Origin of the sequence: Aquamicrobium lusatiense, assembly GCF_014201615.1 — a bacterium.
GTDB classification, from domain to species: Bacteria; Pseudomonadota; Alphaproteobacteria; order Rhizobiales; family Rhizobiaceae; genus Mesorhizobium; species Mesorhizobium lusatiense.
In genome coordinates this window covers 61,206-78,236 of sequence record NZ_JACHEU010000006.1, presented here as the reverse complement: position 1 = coordinate 78,236, position 17,031 = coordinate 61,206, and the positions used below count along the sequence as shown (strand labels likewise).

Below are 17,031 nucleotides of genomic sequence, written 5' to 3'. Positions count from 1 at the left end.
GTTGCTCTCCTGTCGCGGGCGGGATCGGATGGTTGCCGATTCGTGTGACGAGAAGATTCATATGACATAAGTTATATATGTCAAAGAGTATCATGCTAGGCGCGCGTGCCGCGCGGATGCCGCTGCGACATCGCGGCGGCAAAGGCCTTGGCTTTTCAGAAAGATAGCACGGGCAACGGCGGCCAAGAAAAAACGCAGGGTCGTCGCCCTGCGTGCCGATATGTCAATTCTTGGGCTCTTTGCGGCGGGTGGGGGCGGGATGAGTTCCCTCGGGGAGTCAATCGTCGATGGGGTCGCCCGACAATTGGTAGAGCAGGCTCAGGCACCAGACCCGCTCGGCCTGTGCCAGCATCAGGCGGCGGCCTTGCAGGCTGTGACGGTAGAAACGCCAGCGGCTGGGGTCGCGAATCTCGACCGGATGGTCCGCGATCAGCCGCGCAAGGTCGGATTGCACCTGGGCCACCTGGCGGTCGATGCGCTCGATCCGGGCCTCGACCATGCGCCGGGTATCCGCGGGATCTTTCAGCCAGGCCGAATAGATCATGGTCAGGAAATCATCGCGAGAATAGGGAATTTCGGGTTCCGTGCCGATCCAGTCGGTGAGGGCTTGCCGACCCTCGGGCGTCGCCGAATAGACTTTCTTGTTGGGGCGCCCTTCCTGTTCGACATCCTCGGCGACGACCAAGCCGGCCGCTTCGAGTTTGGACAGCGTGGGGTAAACCTGCGAGGTCTTGGCCGGACGGAAATGTTCCAGCTGCTTCACGATATCATAGCCCGATCGCGGCACCCGCGTCACGACACCCAGAATCTGGTAGCCCAGATTGTTGAGCGCCTCGTGCCGGGCAGGGTTTTTCATGGCCAGAAGCTCCGTGTTGCACAAGTTACCCGATGCGCGGCGGCGTCAGAAGGTCGGATCGGCGGCAGGATAGTATCCGGCCTCAGCCATGTCACGGCATGTCGGGGCCGGGCGCGGAAAATCCGGCGCCCCCCCGGCCTGGGCTGTCCGCAGGGACCCTGCGCTTGCCTGTCAACCGATAATGTGTAACTAATTATCTAATGACACGCGCGTTCCCTTCTCCAGCGACCGAGGCCGCCATGACCCTCCTTCTCATCCCTGGCATCAACAACACCCCGGCGACCTTTGCCCCGATGATGGCCGCGATGCCCGAGGGCATTGCCTGCCTTGCGCTGGAGTGTCCCGCTCTGCCCGATGTCGACGCGATTGCGCGCAGCATCCTGGCTCAGGCCCCGCCGCGCTTCGTGGTCGCGGGGCATTCCTTCGGTGGGTACGTGGCGCTGGCCGTCCTGGCCCAGGCGGCCGAGCGTGTCGATGGCGTGATCCTGATCAACTCTGCTACCGGTGCCGACAGCCCGGCCGCCGCCGCCGCCCGTGAGGACCGCGCCCGGCAGGCCGAGGCGGGGGGCTATGCCGCCCTGGTCGAGGTAGCCTCGGCGCGGGCCTATCACCCCCGAAACGCCGCCAATCTCAGCTTGCAGACCGAGCGCGCGCAATCCGTGCGGGACTATGGCCCGGCGCGCTTTGCCGCCCACAGCCGCGCCTGCGCCCAGCGGCCCGACCGCACCGCATTGCTGCGGGACAGCGGAAAACCGGTGCTGGTGGTCGCTGCGGATCAGGATGCGGTGATCGCGACCGAGGCGCAGGCGGGGATGGCCGAACGCTTGGGCGCCCGCTTCTGCGTCATCCCCGAGGCGGGACATATGCTGCCGGCAGAACAGCCTCAGGCCCTCGCCTGGGTGATTACCGACTGGCTCAACTCCGGGGCGGTGCAGGACGCCTGAAGGCCCAATCCGCGGCGCGACCCGCCCCTGCCCTGCCACGTTTTCCCCGCCAAGGTTGCATTCTGTGGGGCAATGGAAAGGGCCTGCCCCCCGGTGCGCACCCCGTCAGAGAACTCGGTCAGAAGAACCCGGTAATGGCCGACAGGATGGGGCGCAGATCCGGGCGGTCGCTGCGCAGGGCCGACCAGAACAGGAACAGATCCGCCGCCGCGCTGGGGCTGGCGATGGGCCGCGTGACCAGCGCGCCGCCGTCGTAGCTGAGGCTGCCCGGCGGGTTGGAATAGCTGATGCCGATTCCCTTCCCATGCGCGGCGAAGGAGCGCATCAGCTCCAGCGATGAAGCCCGGTGCGCGATCTGTGGCGTCAGGCCCAGAGCCTCGAACAGCGACTGGACATAGGTTTCGGACAGGCCCTCGCTCGACAGGATGAGCGGATGCGCGGCCAGTTGTTCCAGCGTCACAGCGGGCAGGTCGGCCAGCGGATGCCCCTGCCGCAGGAAGGCCACCGGTTCCACGCTGCGCAGCTTGCGGCGCTCGAAACGGGCGTCGAAGCCGATGTCGTAGGAGAGGACGACATCGACCCGCCCCTCGGCCAGATCGCGGGCGAGGCTGGCAAAGCGCCCTTCCTGCCCGCGGAAGGACAGCCCCGGGACCCGCGCCTCCAGCCGGTCGAGGAGCGGGGCCAGATACCAGGGCGCGATATCCTCGAAACAGCCCAGGACCACGGGCCGCGCCGCCTCGGCCCCGCCTTCGAGGCCGCGGGCCAGCGCCAGCAGCTGGCCTGCCCGTTCCACCAGCCGGTGGCCGAAGGGGGTGACGACGATCACCGACCCCTTGCGGCGCAGGAAGATCCTTTCGCCGAGGATCGCCTCGACCCGGCTGATCGCCACCGACAGCGAGGGCTGCGACACATGCAACCGCGCGGCGGCGGCGGTCACGCTGCGGGCCTCGGCAACGGCGACGACATATTCGTATTGGCGCAGGGTAATGGATAGCATGAGGCTATTTATTCTATGAAGATATATGATTGGAAACTAAATTCTGGCGGGTCTACCTTGCCCTGACAAAGGAGACTCGCGATGCATGATCTGGTGACCGAAGCGGATATCGACGCCTTCCAGCGCGACGGGGTGGTGCTGATCAAGGGCCTGTTCAAGGACCATGTGGACCAGATCCGCGAGGGCATCGAACGCAACATGACCGAGCCCGGCCCCTATGCCGCCGAGAACCTGAAAGCCGGCGAGGGCGGGCGGTTCTTCGACGATTACTGCAACTGGACCCGCATCCCGGAATTCGAACAGGCGATCCGCCATTCCCCGGCGGCCGAGGTGGCGGCGGATCTGATGCGCTCGCAGCAGGTGCAGATGTTCCACGACCATGTGCTGGTCAAGGAGCCCGGCACCTCGAAGCCGACGCCCTGGCATCAGGACGGCCCCTATTACTTCGTCGAGGGCAAGCAGACCGTCAGCTTCTGGTCGCCGATGGATCCGGTGCGCGAGGCGAGCCTGCGCTGCGTCGCGGGCAGCCATGCCTGGCCGAAGCCGGTGCTGCCGACGCGCTGGCTGGCCGAGACCAGCTTCTACCCCGAGGACGACGCCTATATGCCGGTGCCCGATCCCGACGCCGAGGGTATGGATATCCGCGAATGGGCAATGGAACCGGGCGATGCGGTGGCCTTCAATTACGGCATCCTGCACGGCGCGCGCGGCAACACGACCCAGACCCGCCGCCGGGCCTTCTCGCTCAGGCTGGTGGGTGATGACGCGCGCTATGTGGAGCGTCCCGGCCGGACCTCGCCGCCCTACCCCGGGCACGGCATGACCCCGGGACAGGTGCTGCGCGAGGATTGGTTCCCGATCCTCTATCGGCGGTAGGTCGGACCGGGCGCCCTGCTTCTGCGCCGTCAGGCGAGGAAGAAGGCGATGGTCATCGCCGCGCCCACCAGCGTGATGAACCAGCGCAACAGATCCGTGCGCACGATGCGGCGGCTCAGCCGGGCCCCGGCGTAGCCGCCCGCCGTCGCACTCACCGCCAGGATCAGCGCCTGCTCCCAGGCAATCAGTCCGGCCCAGACGAAGGCTGCAGCCGAGATCAGCGACAATACCGCTGACAAGAGGTTCTTCAGGCCGTTCATCCCGTGCAGGTCGGTGTGGCCCAGCAGGCTGAAAGTGGCGAGTAGCATGATCCCGAGCCCGCCGTTGAAATACCCGCCATAGATTGACACCGCGAGGATCGCGCCGCCGCACAGGACCGGCACCACAGCCCCGCACCCACGTTTAGGAGGTCGGCCCTACCCCCAGCAAGGCGAAGTAGAAGCAGACCGGTCATTGTCTCGTGCACCAGGGGATGCATCTGCCTGAATGCTAGGAACTGCTTAGGCAACAGTTTCTTGCGAAACACGATCTCGCCGCCTGCTGTCGCTCCATGCGGTTGAAAGACCTGCTTCGCAAGATCAACACCAATTATAGTCACAGTGGCCGTAGCCTAGATCCGTCCGGGGAAAGGGGAACCGCGGTCAGACCCCGATTTGTGCAACAACGCCTCGAAAAGCTGCCCAATGAAGGCGGGCAAGTCAGCCGAGCCTCGACTGATGACAGTCACTCCTGGGGTCGTTCACGGGGCACCGACAAGTCAAATTTCGGCGCCATGGCTTCCCGAGTCGCAAACTTCACACCGCTTCCATGACCACCGCGATGCCCTGACCGACGCCGATGCACATAGTGGCAAGCACCAGTTTCCCGCCGGTGAGTTTCAGCTCCAGAGCCGCGGTCCCGGTGATGCGCGCGCCCGACATGCCAAGCGGGTGGCCGAGCGCGATTGCGCCGCCATTGCGGTTCACCCGCGCGTCGTCATCGGCGATACCGAGTTCACGCAGGGTCGCGAGCCCTTGGCTTGCGAAGGCCTCGTTCAGCTCGATCACGTCGAGCGCATCAACTCCGAGCCCTAGCCGCCTGAGCAGTTTGCTGCTGGCCGGAGCCGGACCGATGCCCATGATCCGGGGCGGAACACCTGCAGTCGCGCCGCCGAGGATGCGCGCGATCGGGGTCAGGCCATGCTCTTTCACGGCTTTTTCGGAGGCGACGAGTAGGGCGGCGGCCCCGTCGTTGACGCCGGAGGCGTTTCCTGCGGTCACCGAGCCGCCCTCACGGAAGGGCGCGCGGAGCTTGGCCAGCATCTCGAGCGTCGTATCAGGGCGGAGATGCTCGTCCGCGTCGACGAATTTCGGATCGCCCCGACGCTGCGGTATGACAACCGGCGTTATCTCCTGCGAAAAACGCCCGGCTGCCTGCGCTGCAGCAGCCTTCTGCTGTGAGCGGAGCGCAAAAGCGTCCTGGTCCTCGCGGCTGATGTTGAAGTCCTCAGCCACATTCTCGGCGGTCTCCGGCATCGAATCGACGCCGTATTGCTTCTTCATCAGCGGGTTGACGAACCGCCAGCCGATGGTGGTGTCATGGACCTCATTCGCGCGCGAAAAGGCGCTCTCGGCCTTGGGCATAACGAAGGGCGCCCGGCTCATGCTCTCGACACCACCGGCGATGATCAGATCGGCCTCGCCCGCCTTGATGGCGCGGGCGGCGACCAGAATGGCGTCCATGCCCGAGCCGCAAAGGCGGTTGATCGTGGTGCCGGGAACGGACTCGGGCAGCCCGGCGAGCAGGAGGGACATGCGGGCGACGTTCCGGTTATCCTCGCCGGCCTGGTTGGCGCAGCCGAAGACAACTTCGTCAACCGCAGCCCAGTCGAGGTCGTGGGACTTCATCAGCGCGCGCAGCGGAACAGCCCCGAGATCATCGGCGCGGACCGAGGCAAGGCCGCCGCCGAAGCGGCCGATCGGGGTGCGGGTGTAGGCGCAGATATAGGCGTCTTGCATGTTCTTCCATCAGACTTCTGGTACGACCAGATCGGAGACCGGCCCTTTGATGACCAGCACCGCGCCGGTCACGGATTGCAGATCCTCGACCGAGATGGAGGGCAGTTTCTCGCGCAGGACGAAATGGCCATCCTCGATGTCGACCACGCAGAGCGAGGTGTAGACGCGGGTCACGCATCCGACGCCGGTCAGGGGAAGCGTGCAGCTCTCCAGCAGTTTCGGCTCGCCCTTCTTGGTAGTGTGATCTGTGATGACCGCGACCCGCTTCGCGCCGTGCACGAGGTCCATGGCGCCGCCGACGGCTGGCACGCCGCCCCGGCCCGTCGACCAGTTCGCGAGATCGCCGTTCTGGGCCACCTCGTATGCGCCGAGGATCGCCAAATCGAGATGCCCGCCCCGGACCATCGCGAAGCTGTCGGCGTGATGGAAGAAGGCCGAGCCAGGCTTCAGCGTGATCGCTTTCTTGCCGGCGTTGATGAGGTCCCAGTCCTCTTCGCCGGCCTTCGGCGCCTCGCCGAACCCGAGCACGCCGTTCTCGGTGTGGAAGATGGCTTCGCGGCCTTCGGGCTGGAACTTCGCGACCATTTCGGGAAAGCCGATCCCGAGGTTCACGTAAGCTCCGTCCTCGATGTCCTGCGCGGCCCGCCACGCGATCTGCGCGTTCGAGAGCTTGATGGGGGAAAGATCGAGCATCATGGGTAAACCGCCTCCCGCCGGTTAAGGATCTCTTCCTGCGCCGGGTTCGGAACCTCGACGACTCCGGAGACGAAGATGCCCGGCGTGATGACGGCTTCGGGGTCGATGCCGCCCGGCGGGACCAGATGCGAGACCTGGGCGATCGTCCGGTTCGCCGCGGTCGCCATGATCGGGTTGAAGTTGCGCGCCGCCATCCGGTAGGTCAGGTTGCCTAAGCAGTCGCCCACCTTGGCCTTAATGAGCGCGTAGTCCGCCTTCAGCCAGCGCTCCTGCACATACATCCGGCCCTCGAATTCGGCGGTCGGCTTTCCCTCGGCAAGTTCGGTGCCGTAGGTCGTCGGAGTGTAGAAGGCCGGAATGCCCGCGCCGCCCGCCCGAATGCGCTCGGCCAACGTGCCTTGGGGCACGATCTCAAGCTCGATCCCGCCCGAGAGGTAAAGCTCGGTGAAGACCCTGGGGTCGGCCGAGCGCGGGAAGGAACAGATCATCTTGGCGACCTGACCCTGTTCGATCAGCGCCGCGAGCCCGACGTGGCCGTTGCCGGCGTTGTTGTTGATGACAGTGAGCCCTTTCGGGCCTGCGTCGATCAGCGCGTGTATCAGTTCGATCGGCGCGCCCGAGCCACCGAAGCCTCCTATCATCACCGTAGCTCCGTCGGGGATGCCGGAAACCGCCCCGGCAAGGCTGGATATCGTCTTGTCCATGTCGAAAATGCCCTAGCTGGATTTGCCGCGAAGGTTCCTGAATGGCTTCAGGCAAGGGACGGGAAGACCCGTTCAAGAAACCCGGGGCTCGGAACCTCGCCACCACCGGCGATCACCGCCCGCCGAATTGGACTGTTTTGGGCTTCGGATGGGAACGACACGGTTCCGGGGTCCACTTTGAAGCGATCACCGCGGCAAGCACCGCAGGCGCCGGCACATTGCTCTTTGGCACAATGGCCGGTGCCGGAATGCAGTTCAGATATGTCAGCCATCATGGTCATGGCTCTCTCCTTCCCACTTTGCGCGCGCGCATCACGCGCGGGTGAATCGGCGGACCCGGTCTTCGTCGAGTTCGATGCCGAGGCCCGGACCTTCCGGAAGCTGCGCTGCTCCATTTCTGTAGGAGACCGGATTTGCCGCGATATCCTCAGCAAGCAGCATGGGGCCGATGATTTCGCCGCCGAGCGGCAGCAGGCCGACCCCGGCCCCAAGGTGCAGCCCGGCGGCCGTGCCGAGCGACGTTTCGAGAAACGTCCCGAGGTAGAGCGGGATGCCCGCCGCTTCAGCGATGTCGGCCATACGCTTCGAGGCGCGCATGCCACCCGCTTTCATCAGCTTGAGCGAAATCAGGTGAGCTGCGTGCTTGCGAACCACCTCGATCGTGTCGGCCTCGGTCTGCACCCCTTCGTCGATCATGATCGGCACAGGTGACTTCGCAGCCAGCCTCGCAGAGGCGTCGATTGCACGCCGCTCAAGCGGCTGTTCGATCAGTTCGACGCCGATCCGCGCGAGTTCGGAAAGGGCGCCGAGCGCCTCAATCTCTGTCCAGGACTCGTTGGGATCGACCCTGAGACCGGCGCGCCCATCAATAGCACATGCCAGTCTTTCGATACGGACAATATCATCTCGGATCCGTGTCGCACCCATCTTGACCTTGAAGGCCGAGGCCCGACCGGAGGCGAGCATCGCTTCGATCTCATCGGCATCCCGTGCGGCATCGCCGCTGGCAATCGGCCAGGCCACCGGGCAGGCGTCGCGGCGCATCCCACCCAGAAGCACCTGACAGGGCACGTCGAGCAGCTTGCCGACCAAATCCATGAGCGCCATTTCGACGCCCGCCTTCGCAAACCGGTTGTCCCGCACGAGTCCGCCAAGTTCCGACATCAGCCGGTCGATATCGTAGGGGTTCTGGCCGATCAGCGCCGGCGCAAGGTATCGCTCGATCGTGATCTGCATCGCTTCGATACTGTCGCCAGACCACCACGGCCCGCAGGGCACGATTGCCTCGCCGATGCCTTCGGCCCCGCAACTGGTATTGATCCTGATCAACAGGGAGCTTTGGTTGCGGGCCTCGAAACGCGCGAATTTCTGGAGGCGACGAAAGGGAAGGTCGACGATCGTCGTCTGTACGCGGTCGATGCGTGCTACTTCCGGTATGGTGTCGAGTGTCGTGAGCATGGGGTGCCTCTAAATTCGGTTGAACCCATTTTGCGCAGGCGGCATCTTGCGGTAAAATACCGATGGATGCGCTTCTAAATACGGGAAAGGTATCAGGATGGAGTTTCGTCAGCTCAGGTACTTCGTTGCCGTGGCCGAAGAGGGCAACATTGGCCGGGCAGCTGAGAAGCTGCACATCTCGCAACCGCCGATCAGCCGGCAGATCCAGGCGCTGGAGTACGAACTTGGCGCGCCGTTGTTCAATCGCACGCCGAAGGGGGTGACGCTGACGGAAGCCGGGCGGACGTTCCTGCAGGATGCGCAGCGGGTTCTTGCCCATGCGTCCCTGGCTGTCGATCGCACGCGGGCGGCGCATGCCGGCGAGATCGGGCAACTCGATGTCGCGTTCTTCGGGTCGCCGGTCTACCTGGCCGTGCCGGTTGCCCTCCGCGCGTTTCAACGAGCGCTGCCTGAGACAGAAATCTCTCTGACCCGCATGGGCAAGCAGGAACAGATCAATGCGCTCAGGGACGGGCGGATCCATATCGGCTTTGCGCGGTTCTATCCGGTGGAACCCGACATAACCGTAGAGAAGGTAGCCGATGAGAGACTTTTTGCGGCGATCCCACAGGACCTGGCACTCGCTTCAGGGTCAGAAGTCACGATGGCGGATGTGGCGACCTTGCCGCTCGTACTCTTTCCAAGCGGCGACCGCCCCAGCTTCGCCGATGCCGTGCTTGCTGCATTTGCTGAAATGGCGATCACTCCACCGGTTCACAGCACTGCCGTCGACACCACAGCCGGTCTTGCGCTGACGGCAAGCGGGAAGCGATGCAGCATCGTGCCGGAATCAGTCGCGGCGCTCCGATTTCCGACGCTTCGCTTCCTGCCGATTGCCGACTGTCCCATCCGCGCCCAGATCGCCTGCGCCTATTCGAGCGAACGGAAAGCGCCAATCCTGGAGCACTTTCTCAATTGTCTCCATTCGATTTCCCTCGATCCCGGGAAGTTTGCCACACAGAGAGATACGGATTCGGTATTTGAAATCGAGAAAAAAGGTATTTGAGAGTATTATCTGGTCGGTCGTAGGGTCCAGGCGACAAATGCAGTCACTTTAGGAGGAGAGGCACATGTCAAACCGGACCAAAGACATCACCCTGGACATCGTCGAAGCCGTTCGCGACGTCCTTCGCAGGCACGAAGTCACCTTCGATGAATACCGTGCCGGGTTCCAGCACCTCGCGAAGACCCAAGGTGCGGGTGAGATCCCGCTGCTGATCGACGTGTTTTTCAACTCGACCATTGTCGAGATCGAGAACGAGAAGCGCCGCGGCTCGCACGCCTGCATCCAGGGTCCCTACTTCGTCCAGAATGCACCGAACGTGGCCGAGACACTGGCGATCCGCGACCAGGACGCCGGCCATCCCAAGATGGTGATGCGTGGCAAGGTGACCGGTCTCAATGGTCAGCCCGTCGCCGGCGCTGTGATCGACGTCTGGCATGCGACCCCGGACGGCAAGTACTCGGGCATCCACGACAATATCCCGCCGCAGTACTACCGCGGAAAAATCACGACCGCGGCCGACGGTAGCTACGAATGCCGCTCGATCCTGCCGGTTCCCTACCAGATCCCGAACGCCGGTCCTACCGGCGAGCTGCTCGAGACATACATGCAGTGGCACTCGTGGCGCCCGGCGCATATCCACTACTGGATCCACGCCGACGGTATGCGCGATCTGATCAGCCAGGCCTATTTTGAAGGCGACCAGTATATCGACGACGACTGCTGCAACGGCGGCGGCTCCGAGTTCATGGTGCCGGAGGTCTATGAAGGCGACGTCCGCGTGATGGAGGTGAACTTCACCCTCGATCCGCGCGCGGAAGCCGGAAGCGAAAAAGCTGCCTGATGACCGAGTGGCCGGGCATGGCCCGGCCCCCCATCCCCGCCGGCGACGTCCGGGCCACAGGAAAACCATTTCCCTTGCCGCGCCAGAACGGTCCCGCCTTGCCAAGGCAGGCGACCTTAGGCCTGGGCAAACCTTACGGAGGAAACACATGTCCGCGAGAATTGAAACTGATGTCCTGGTGATCGGATCCGGACCTGCCGGTGGAGGTGCCGCCGCGCTGCTCGCCCGTTACGGGATCAAGACCATGCTGGTTAACAAATATGGCTGGGTCGCCAACACGCCACGGGCGCATATCACCAACCAGCGCACCATGGAGGTGCTGCGCGACCTCGGTCTCGAGAAGGAGGTCAAACTTTACGCTACCCCGAACGAGCTCATGGGCGAGAATACGATCTGCGCTTCGGTCGCCGGCGAGGAGTTCGGACGCATCCGCACATGGGGCACCGATGTGCGCCGCCGCGCCGACTATGACGAGTCCTCGCCGACCGCGATGTGCGACCTCCCGCAGACCTATCTCGAACCGATCCTGATCGGCTCATCGGCACGCGACGGCGCAAAGCTGCGCTTCGACACCGAGTATCTGTCTCACACTCAGGATCGCAACGGCGTAACGGCACGGCTGCGCGACGGTCTTTCGGGCGAGGAATTCGAAGTGCGGGCGAAATACATGATCGGAGCGGACGGCGCCAACAGCAGAGTCGTCAGCGATCTCGACCTGCCGCTCGAAGGTGAAATGGGCAAGTCCGGCTCAATCAACATACTGTTCGAGTGCGACCTGACGAAATACGTCGCGCACCGTCCCTCCGTGCTCTACTGGGTCATCCAGCCTGGCTCGGACATCGGTGGGCTCGGGATCGGCGTGGTCCGTATGGTGCGGCCCTGGAACAAATGGCTGGCGATCTGGGGCTATGACGTCGAGCAAGGACCGCCCGACATCACCGAAGAATTCGCCCGCAAGATCGTTCACAACCTTATCGGCGATCACGATGTGCCGGTGAAGATCGAGAGCACCTCCACCTGGACCGTCAACGACATGTACGCCACGACGTTGCAAAAGGGTCGGGTCTTCGCTGCGGGCGACGCCATCCACCGGCATCCGCCGACAAACGGCCTCGGGTCCAACACGTCGATCCAGGACAGCTTCAACCTCGCTTGGAAAATCGCGATGGTGCTCAAGGGTCAGGCCGACCCGAGCCTGCTTGATACCTACACGACGGAACGCGCGCCGGTCGCCAAGCAGATCGTGCAACGCGCAAACAAGTCCCTGGGAGATTTCCCGCCAATCGCGGTTGCATTGGGGCTGCCGCAGGCCAAGAGCATCGACGAGATGTACGCCAACATGGCCAAACGCAAGGAGGCCGGCCATGAGGGCGAGGCGCAGCGGGAGGCGCTGCGGAAAGCCATCGCGGGAACCGACTACGTCTATAACGCGCACGGCGTAGAGATGAACCAGCGCTACACGAGCGATGCGATCGTTCCCGACGGCTCGGCGGCTGAAGTCTTCGCCGATGAAGAGCTCTACCACCAGGCCTCATCGCGCCCCGGTGCCCCAGTTCCCCACGTCTGGGTATACCGCAATGGCGGGCACAGGATCTCGACTAAGGATCTCTGCGGCCAAGGTCGCTTCACGATCCTTACCGGGATTGGGGGGGATGGCTGGAAGGACGCCGCAGCTGCCGCGAAGGAGAAACTCGGCGTTGAAATAGATGTTCACGTGATCGGCACCGGACAGGCCCTCGAGGATCAGTACGGCGAGTTCGCGGCAATGCGCGGCACGACCGACAGCGGAGCCCTGCTCGTGCGGCCGGATTTCCATATCGCTTACCGCTCGGACGCGATTTCCGATAGCGCGAGCGAAGATCTCATTGCCGTCATGGCCCAGGTCCTCGGGCGCAAGAGAGCGCCCGCGAATGGCGCAGCGCGGCCCGTCAAGGCGGTTGCGGTCTGATGTCTGACCGCGGCCTGCCGCCTTCGAAGAACCCGGCGATCCGAACGGTCGCCATGCCGGCGGATACAAATCCCGCCGGCGATATCTTTGGCGGATGGCTGATGTCTCAGATGGATCTCGCCGCGGGCTGTCTTGCCGCAAGCACCGCACGAGGGCGAAGCGCCACAATCGCGGTCGAGGCAATGCGGTTTCTCCGCCCCGTAAGGGTGGGCGACGAGGTTTCACTCTTCGCCGATCTGGTCTCCGTCGGCCGCAGTTCGATGCGGATCCATGTCGAAGCCTGGCGCCGGAGCCGCGACAGCATTGAGAGCGAGAAAGTCACCCAGGCGAATTTCACATTCGTGGCGCTCGATCCGCAAGGACGGCCGCGATCCGTGGACGTCGCGGCCTCACGAAGCTCAGAAAACTGATGCCCGTGCCAGGGCGCATGGAACAGCCGGCGGGCCACACCCCATCGTCTGGGCCTGCTGACACACCTTTGCGCATTCTTCGCCCGCACAAACTCGACATCGAGCGGCTGACGATCGAGCAACGGACCAATTTCTCGACGACGCTGGTGACGGATGCCGAGAAGGAAAGGGCATTCAAGGCAAGATGCGCGGGGGTGGAAACTCACGTCGTGGTCGAGTCGAAACATCCGGCGGAGGCAATCGAAAAGCTCGTCCAGGTTTCAGAAGAAGCCTGCATGGCGATGCAGGCGCTGATCTCGCAGGTGCCGACGCACACCCGACTTCAGCTGAACGGCAAGGAACTCTGATCGAGTCGAAAAGCAGCCGAAACGGCCCCGAGACGCACGCGTATCTCAGGGCCGTTTCATTTTGGGCGAAGCGGTTCCGGGATGGACCGGGTCACGGGGAGCTAGGGCTACTTCCGACGGGCGTGGGATCGCCCAACTGGGAAAGAAGGGCCTCTTGTTCACGGATCGAGAACACTGAGGACACCGTGGAGACAGTGTAGGGGACCAGGAAGGTGATGATAATCTTGACCGCCTCGGACAGATGCAACTCGCCCGCCAGAAGCGTGTCGCCATGGTTGATGATCGCGAGAACCGGGCCGACGATGGCCGCGATTACCGCGGCCCTGACGACGACCGATTGGCGGAAGGCCAGGTATCTTCTCGGCGCCCTGGACATCGGCGATCAGGAGCTCGGCCGTTCGCCGGCCCAGGCGGCGCGCATCAGGGCCTGCAGGGCGTCGCGTTCCAGTGGATGGGGATTGAAGTAGGGGTTTTCGAGCGTGATCTCGACCGCACGATCAATGCCCTCCTCGGGCATGCCAAGGTCCTTCAGCGCCGTTGGAGCACCGCTCTCGCGGGACAGGTCGAACAAGGCCGCCGCCGGGTTCTGCGAGCCCGTCGCGCGCCGCATTGCGGCCATGGCCTCGGGAACTGCGGGCGCGTTGTAGGCCAGCGCATGCGGCAAGACGACGGTATGGGTCTCTGCGTGCGGCAGATCGAACGACCCGCCTAGCACGTGACACAGCTTGTGATGCAGGGCCACGCCGCCCGAGCCGAGGCAAACCGCACAGAGCCAGGCCCCGTAGAGCGCGTCCGAGCGGGCGTCGAGATCGGCCGGGGCCGCGCGGACCCGCGACAGCGCCGCAGTCATCTTTGCGATGCCGTCCTCCGCCATCAGCGAGAGAACGGGGTTGGCGCCTTCGGCATAAAGGGCCTCGACGGCGTGGGCGATGGCGTTCATGCCGGATGTCACGGTCATGACGGCCGGGAGCGAAAGCGTGTAGCGGACGTCATAAATCACCGTTTCTGGCAACACTTTCAGGGTCTTCTGGGTGGTCTTCCGCCCTTGTTCGGTCTGCCCGATGATCGAAGTCATTTCCGAGCCGGCGTAGGACGTCGGCAGCACGATCTGCGGCGCATCTGTACGCAGCGCGATCGCCTTGCCAAGCCCGATGGTCGACCCCCCGCCGATTGAGACGACCCCGTCGGCTCGCAAGTCCTCGTACCGGGCCAGCGCCTCTTCCGTGATCTCGACGGGCGTATGCATGGCCGCACCGGTGTAGAGCCCGGCGGAGCGGGCCCCGAGAAGGTCGGCCAGTTCCCGGCCCTGATCGGCCTGCGGCGCCGTCGTGAGGATCATGGCGCGTTTCACGCCCAGGCGTTCAAGTTCGTCGGGGAGTCTGTCGGTGGTACCCACCCCAAATATGACGCGCGCCGGCAAAGCCGTGTAAGTGAAGGGTTTCATGGGATGTCCTCTTTTCAGTTACTTTCGGAACTCTCCGCTCCGAATGCCAATATCAATGGCGTCCGCGAGCGATACCGATTCAGTAATGCCCGGATTCCCACGAGTCTCCAGCTTGGCTTCAGGGCTAAGTTCCCTTCAGCATTCGTGCGGATTTGTATCCATACCAGACCGGTATCCGAAGTCGTGCGGAGAAGTATTGGAACCCAAAGGTCGGCACCTGCATGTTTCGCGAAGCACCTGCCGTCGCTCGGCCCACGTAGAGCGACGCCGAAACTCCAGACTAGGGACACACCAATGACGACCGGACCGCTTCCGCGAATGACCACCCATTACGTGGGAGACCTGCGGGTAGACGCACTCGTGGATTGCGTCAGCCCGACCCGCCCCGCGTCGGAGCTGCTCCGCGAATTCCCGTCCGGCATCGTCGAAGCAAACCGCGGTTGGCTGGTTCCGGACTACATGGAGGACGACACCGACAGGTTGATTCTCGCCTACCAGTCGTTCCTGATCCAGATGCCCGGCCACAACATACTCGTGGATTGTGCGGTCGGCGAAGATGGCAATTTCCCCGCCCGCCCCGACTGGCACCAAGGGAAATCCGATTGGCTCAACCAACTGGGGCTGGCCGGTCTGGCTCCCGAGGACATCGACATCGTCTTCCTGACCCATTTGCACATGGATCATACCGGCTGGCTGACACGCCGGCACGGCAACGAATGGCGACCGACGTTTGCCAACGCCCGGCACCTTGTGTCGGAGGCCGAACTTGCCTTCTGGACCGCCCGGCACGGCGAGTTTCCCTACATGTCTTCTTCCATTCTGGACTGTGTTGAGCCGGTGCTGCAGGCAGGGCTTGTCGAGACCGTGGCCGCCGGGGATGAGATCGCGCCCGGACTTTACGTTGTGGACCTCGCAGGCCACTCGCCCGGAATGATCGGCCTTGAATTTCGCCCGAACGGGGAGACGCTCGCCGCCTTCAACGCGGATCTCATGCATCATCCGCTGCAAATGACCTCGCCGGGCACGTCGACGCTTTTTTGCGCCGATCCGGCGGCCGCCGCAACGATACGCCGTCGAAAACTTGAAGAGTATTGCCGTGCCGGGACGCTCATATTTTGTGGCCACTTTCCAGGCGAATGCGCGGGCTACGTAGAGAGCCGCTCAGGTGGATATGCTCTAAGACGGGCCTGAAGATCTCATAACTGTTGATAGGAATCAATGTGTTGCCGGGTAGGAAGCTGCCGATAGGGCGCTGTCGCAAACTTTTCGGTTCACCTGCTGAGTTTGATCTGCCAGTCATGTCAATCGGTTGGTCGGTGTAAAGGGAACTGATTTGATGGCGAAGCCCCTCGATGCGATCGAGCTTCGCCATCTCCGCTACTTCGTGGCTGCGGCCGAGCATGGCAGCTTCCGCAAGGCGGGAACTGCCCTCGAACGGTCACCAGCAGCGGTCAGTCGCTGCATCGCTGATCTTGAGGACGAGATCGGGGCATCCCTGTTTCACCGGCACACATGGGGCGTATCCCTGACCTATGCCGGCGAGCGCTTTCTGCGACGCGCGCGCAAGGCCATCAGGGTCATTGGCGAGGGGGCGACTGACGTGGGTTCGGTCGGCCGATCCGAGAACGGACGTGTCCGAATCGGCATCTATTCCTCCATCGCCTCGGGCTTCCTGGCCGAACTGCTGCGCGCCTATGGGGAGCGGCATGGCAGGGTGCGGATCGAACTGATCGACGGCAATCCGGACGAACACGTCGCGGCGATTCGGCAACTCAGCCTCGACGTCGCCTTCATCACCGGAACGAGAGACTGGCCGGATTGCGAGCGCACGCCTCTGTGGTCGGAGCGCATTTTCGCGGTGCTGCCGGACCACCACCGCCTTGCGCGCCACTCCGAGCTTACCTGGCGGGATTTGATCGTGGAGCCCTTCGTTGTCACCGAGGCGGCGCCAGGCCAGGAGATCCACGATCATCTGGTGCGCGAACTGGCGGAACTGGGCCTGCACCCGCAGATCCAGGTGCAATCGGTCGGGCGGGACAATCTCCTGCCGCTGGTGGCGATTGGCCGGGAACTGACACTGGTAAGCGAGGCGATGACCGTCGCACGGTTCCCCGGCGTGACCTACCGCCCGATCCTCGGGGAAGTCCTTCCCTTCTCGGCAGTCTGGTCGGCAAGGAACGACAATCCCGCCTTCAGGCGCTTCCTCTCAATGGCGAAAGCAATGGCCGTCAGCCAGGTGTCTTCGACGATTGAACGGAGCGCCGAGCCCTAGCAAACGCCCGATCCGTTGCGATGAACCGCTCCAGCATCGGCACGATGAGCCTGACAGGATCGGCGACGGGCTGGCCGGTTTCGCGGGCCAGCACCTCGGCATAGGCGATCAGATCGCGGTGAAGCGGCGCGGGCAATTCCACTGTCACTTTCACCGGCTTGTCGTCGGGCAGCGGGCCGAGTTTCAGCTTGACCAT

The 17,031-nt window shown here is 63.7% G+C and carries 20 protein-coding genes; 9 read left to right on the top strand and 11 right to left on the bottom strand.

The window, feature by feature from the left end; genetic code table 11:
- Positions 1 to 277: 277 nt before the first annotated feature.
- Positions 278 to 856: a PadR family transcriptional regulator gene (locus tag HNR59_RS19480; protein WP_183832782.1), complete on the bottom strand. Its 579-nt coding sequence runs from the start codon at positions 854 to 856 to the stop codon at positions 278 to 280.
- 239 nt (positions 857 to 1,095) lie between these two features.
- Here HNR59_RS19480 and HNR59_RS19475 point away from each other — a divergent pair, with 239 nt between their 5' ends.
- Positions 1,096 to 1,800 carry an alpha/beta fold hydrolase gene (locus tag HNR59_RS19475; RefSeq protein WP_183832780.1) on the top strand — a complete coding sequence of 235 codons (705 nt, stop codon included), beginning with the start codon at positions 1,096 to 1,098 and terminating at the stop codon, positions 1,798 to 1,800.
- Positions 1,801 to 1,918: 118 nt separating this feature from the next.
- Here the strand turns inward: HNR59_RS19475 and HNR59_RS19470 are convergent, their stop codons facing one another.
- Positions 1,919 to 2,797: a LysR family transcriptional regulator gene (locus tag HNR59_RS19470; protein ID WP_183832778.1), complete on the bottom strand. Its 879-nt coding sequence runs from the start codon at positions 2,795 to 2,797 to the stop codon at positions 1,919 to 1,921.
- Positions 2,798 to 2,878: 81 nt separating this feature from the next.
- On the opposite strand from HNR59_RS19470, the gene HNR59_RS19465 reads away from it, so the two are divergent.
- Complete coding sequence (locus tag HNR59_RS19465) at positions 2,879 to 3,673, top strand: phytanoyl-CoA dioxygenase family protein (protein ID WP_183832776.1); 795 nt, start codon at positions 2,879 to 2,881, stop codon at positions 3,671 to 3,673.
- A 29-nt stretch (positions 3,674 to 3,702) separates the two neighbouring features.
- Here the strand turns inward: HNR59_RS19465 and HNR59_RS19460 are convergent, their stop codons facing one another.
- The 6 genes from HNR59_RS19460 to HNR59_RS19435 form a co-directional block, all read right to left on the bottom strand.
- The gene (locus HNR59_RS19460; RefSeq protein ID WP_183832774.1) at positions 3,703 to 4,059 is read right to left on the bottom strand and encodes a TSUP family transporter; all 357 of its coding nucleotides are present in this window, start codon (positions 4,057 to 4,059) and stop codon (positions 3,703 to 3,705) included.
- Positions 4,060 to 4,467: 408 nt separating this feature from the next.
- Positions 4,468 to 5,670, bottom strand: coding sequence for a 3-oxoadipyl-CoA thiolase (gene pcaF, locus HNR59_RS19455; RefSeq protein WP_183832772.1), 1,203 nt, complete (start codon positions 5,668 to 5,670; stop codon positions 4,468 to 4,470).
- Between the two features lie 9 nt (positions 5,671 to 5,679).
- Positions 5,680 to 6,363, bottom strand: coding sequence for a 3-oxoacid CoA-transferase subunit B (locus HNR59_RS19450; RefSeq protein WP_425488683.1), 684 nt, complete (start codon positions 6,361 to 6,363; stop codon positions 5,680 to 5,682).
- Positions 6,363 to 7,070, bottom strand: a complete 708-nt coding sequence (locus tag HNR59_RS19445) for a 3-oxoacid CoA-transferase subunit A (RefSeq protein ID WP_183832768.1) — start codon at positions 7,068 to 7,070, stop codon at positions 6,363 to 6,365. The genes HNR59_RS19450 and HNR59_RS19445 overlap by 1 nt, the downstream gene beginning before the upstream one ends.
- A gap of 47 nt (positions 7,071 to 7,117) precedes the next feature.
- Complete coding sequence (locus HNR59_RS19440; protein ID WP_183832766.1) at positions 7,118 to 7,351, bottom strand: hypothetical protein; 234 nt, start codon at positions 7,349 to 7,351, stop codon at positions 7,118 to 7,120.
- Positions 7,352 to 7,382: 31 nt separating this feature from the next.
- Positions 7,383 to 8,528, bottom strand: a complete 1,146-nt coding sequence (locus HNR59_RS19435) for a muconate/chloromuconate family cycloisomerase (protein ID WP_183832764.1) — start codon at positions 8,526 to 8,528, stop codon at positions 7,383 to 7,385.
- Positions 8,529 to 8,625: 97 nt separating this feature from the next.
- Between HNR59_RS19435 and HNR59_RS19430 the strand changes: the two genes are divergently transcribed.
- From HNR59_RS19430 to HNR59_RS19410, 5 genes are all read left to right on the top strand, one after another.
- Positions 8,626 to 9,573 (top strand): LysR family transcriptional regulator, encoded by a 948-nt coding sequence (locus HNR59_RS19430; protein WP_183832762.1) that lies wholly within the window; start codon positions 8,626 to 8,628, stop codon positions 9,571 to 9,573.
- 64 nt (positions 9,574 to 9,637) lie between these two features.
- Positions 9,638 to 10,414 carry a chlorocatechol 1,2-dioxygenase gene (locus HNR59_RS19425; RefSeq protein ID WP_183832760.1) on the top strand — a complete coding sequence of 259 codons (777 nt, stop codon included), beginning with the start codon at positions 9,638 to 9,640 and terminating at the stop codon, positions 10,412 to 10,414.
- Positions 10,415 to 10,562: 148 nt separating this feature from the next.
- Complete coding sequence (locus HNR59_RS19420) at positions 10,563 to 12,362, top strand: FAD-dependent oxidoreductase (protein ID WP_183832758.1); 1,800 nt, start codon at positions 10,563 to 10,565, stop codon at positions 12,360 to 12,362.
- A complete protein-coding gene (locus tag HNR59_RS19415) occupies positions 12,362 to 12,772 on the top strand; it encodes an acyl-CoA thioesterase (RefSeq protein ID WP_183832756.1) in 411 nt (136 codons plus the stop codon). The genes HNR59_RS19420 and HNR59_RS19415 overlap by 1 nt, the downstream gene beginning before the upstream one ends.
- 68 nt (positions 12,773 to 12,840) lie before the next feature.
- Positions 12,841 to 13,119, top strand: coding sequence for an OsmC family protein (locus HNR59_RS19410; protein WP_183832754.1), 279 nt, complete (start codon positions 12,841 to 12,843; stop codon positions 13,117 to 13,119).
- A gap of 91 nt (positions 13,120 to 13,210) precedes the next feature.
- On the opposite strand, the gene nrtS is transcribed toward HNR59_RS19410, so the two are convergent.
- Together nrtS and HNR59_RS19400 are read right to left on the bottom strand one after the other, a co-directional pair.
- The gene (gene nrtS, locus HNR59_RS19405; protein WP_183832753.1) at positions 13,211 to 13,495 is read right to left on the bottom strand and encodes a nitrate/nitrite transporter NrtS; all 285 of its coding nucleotides are present in this window, start codon (positions 13,493 to 13,495) and stop codon (positions 13,211 to 13,213) included.
- 6 nt (positions 13,496 to 13,501) lie between these two features.
- Complete coding sequence (locus tag HNR59_RS19400; protein ID WP_183832751.1) at positions 13,502 to 14,563, bottom strand: maleylacetate reductase; 1,062 nt, start codon at positions 14,561 to 14,563, stop codon at positions 13,502 to 13,504.
- Positions 14,564 to 14,881: 318 nt separating this feature from the next.
- Between HNR59_RS19400 and HNR59_RS19395 the strand changes: the two genes are divergently transcribed.
- Both HNR59_RS19395 and HNR59_RS19390 read left to right on the top strand, forming a co-directional pair.
- A complete protein-coding gene (locus HNR59_RS19395; protein ID WP_183832749.1) occupies positions 14,882 to 15,754 on the top strand; it encodes an MBL fold metallo-hydrolase in 873 nt (290 codons plus the stop codon).
- Positions 15,755 to 15,899: 145 nt separating this feature from the next.
- Entirely contained in the window at positions 15,900 to 16,835 is a 936-nt protein-coding gene (locus tag HNR59_RS19390) for a LysR family transcriptional regulator (protein WP_183832747.1), read from the top strand.
- On the opposite strand, the gene HNR59_RS19385 is transcribed toward HNR59_RS19390, so the two are convergent.
- Positions 16,792 to 17,031, bottom strand: coding sequence for a DUF2274 domain-containing protein (locus HNR59_RS19385; protein ID WP_183832745.1), 240 nt, complete (start codon positions 17,029 to 17,031; stop codon positions 16,792 to 16,794). The two genes, HNR59_RS19390 and HNR59_RS19385, sit on opposite strands and share 44 nt — an antisense overlap.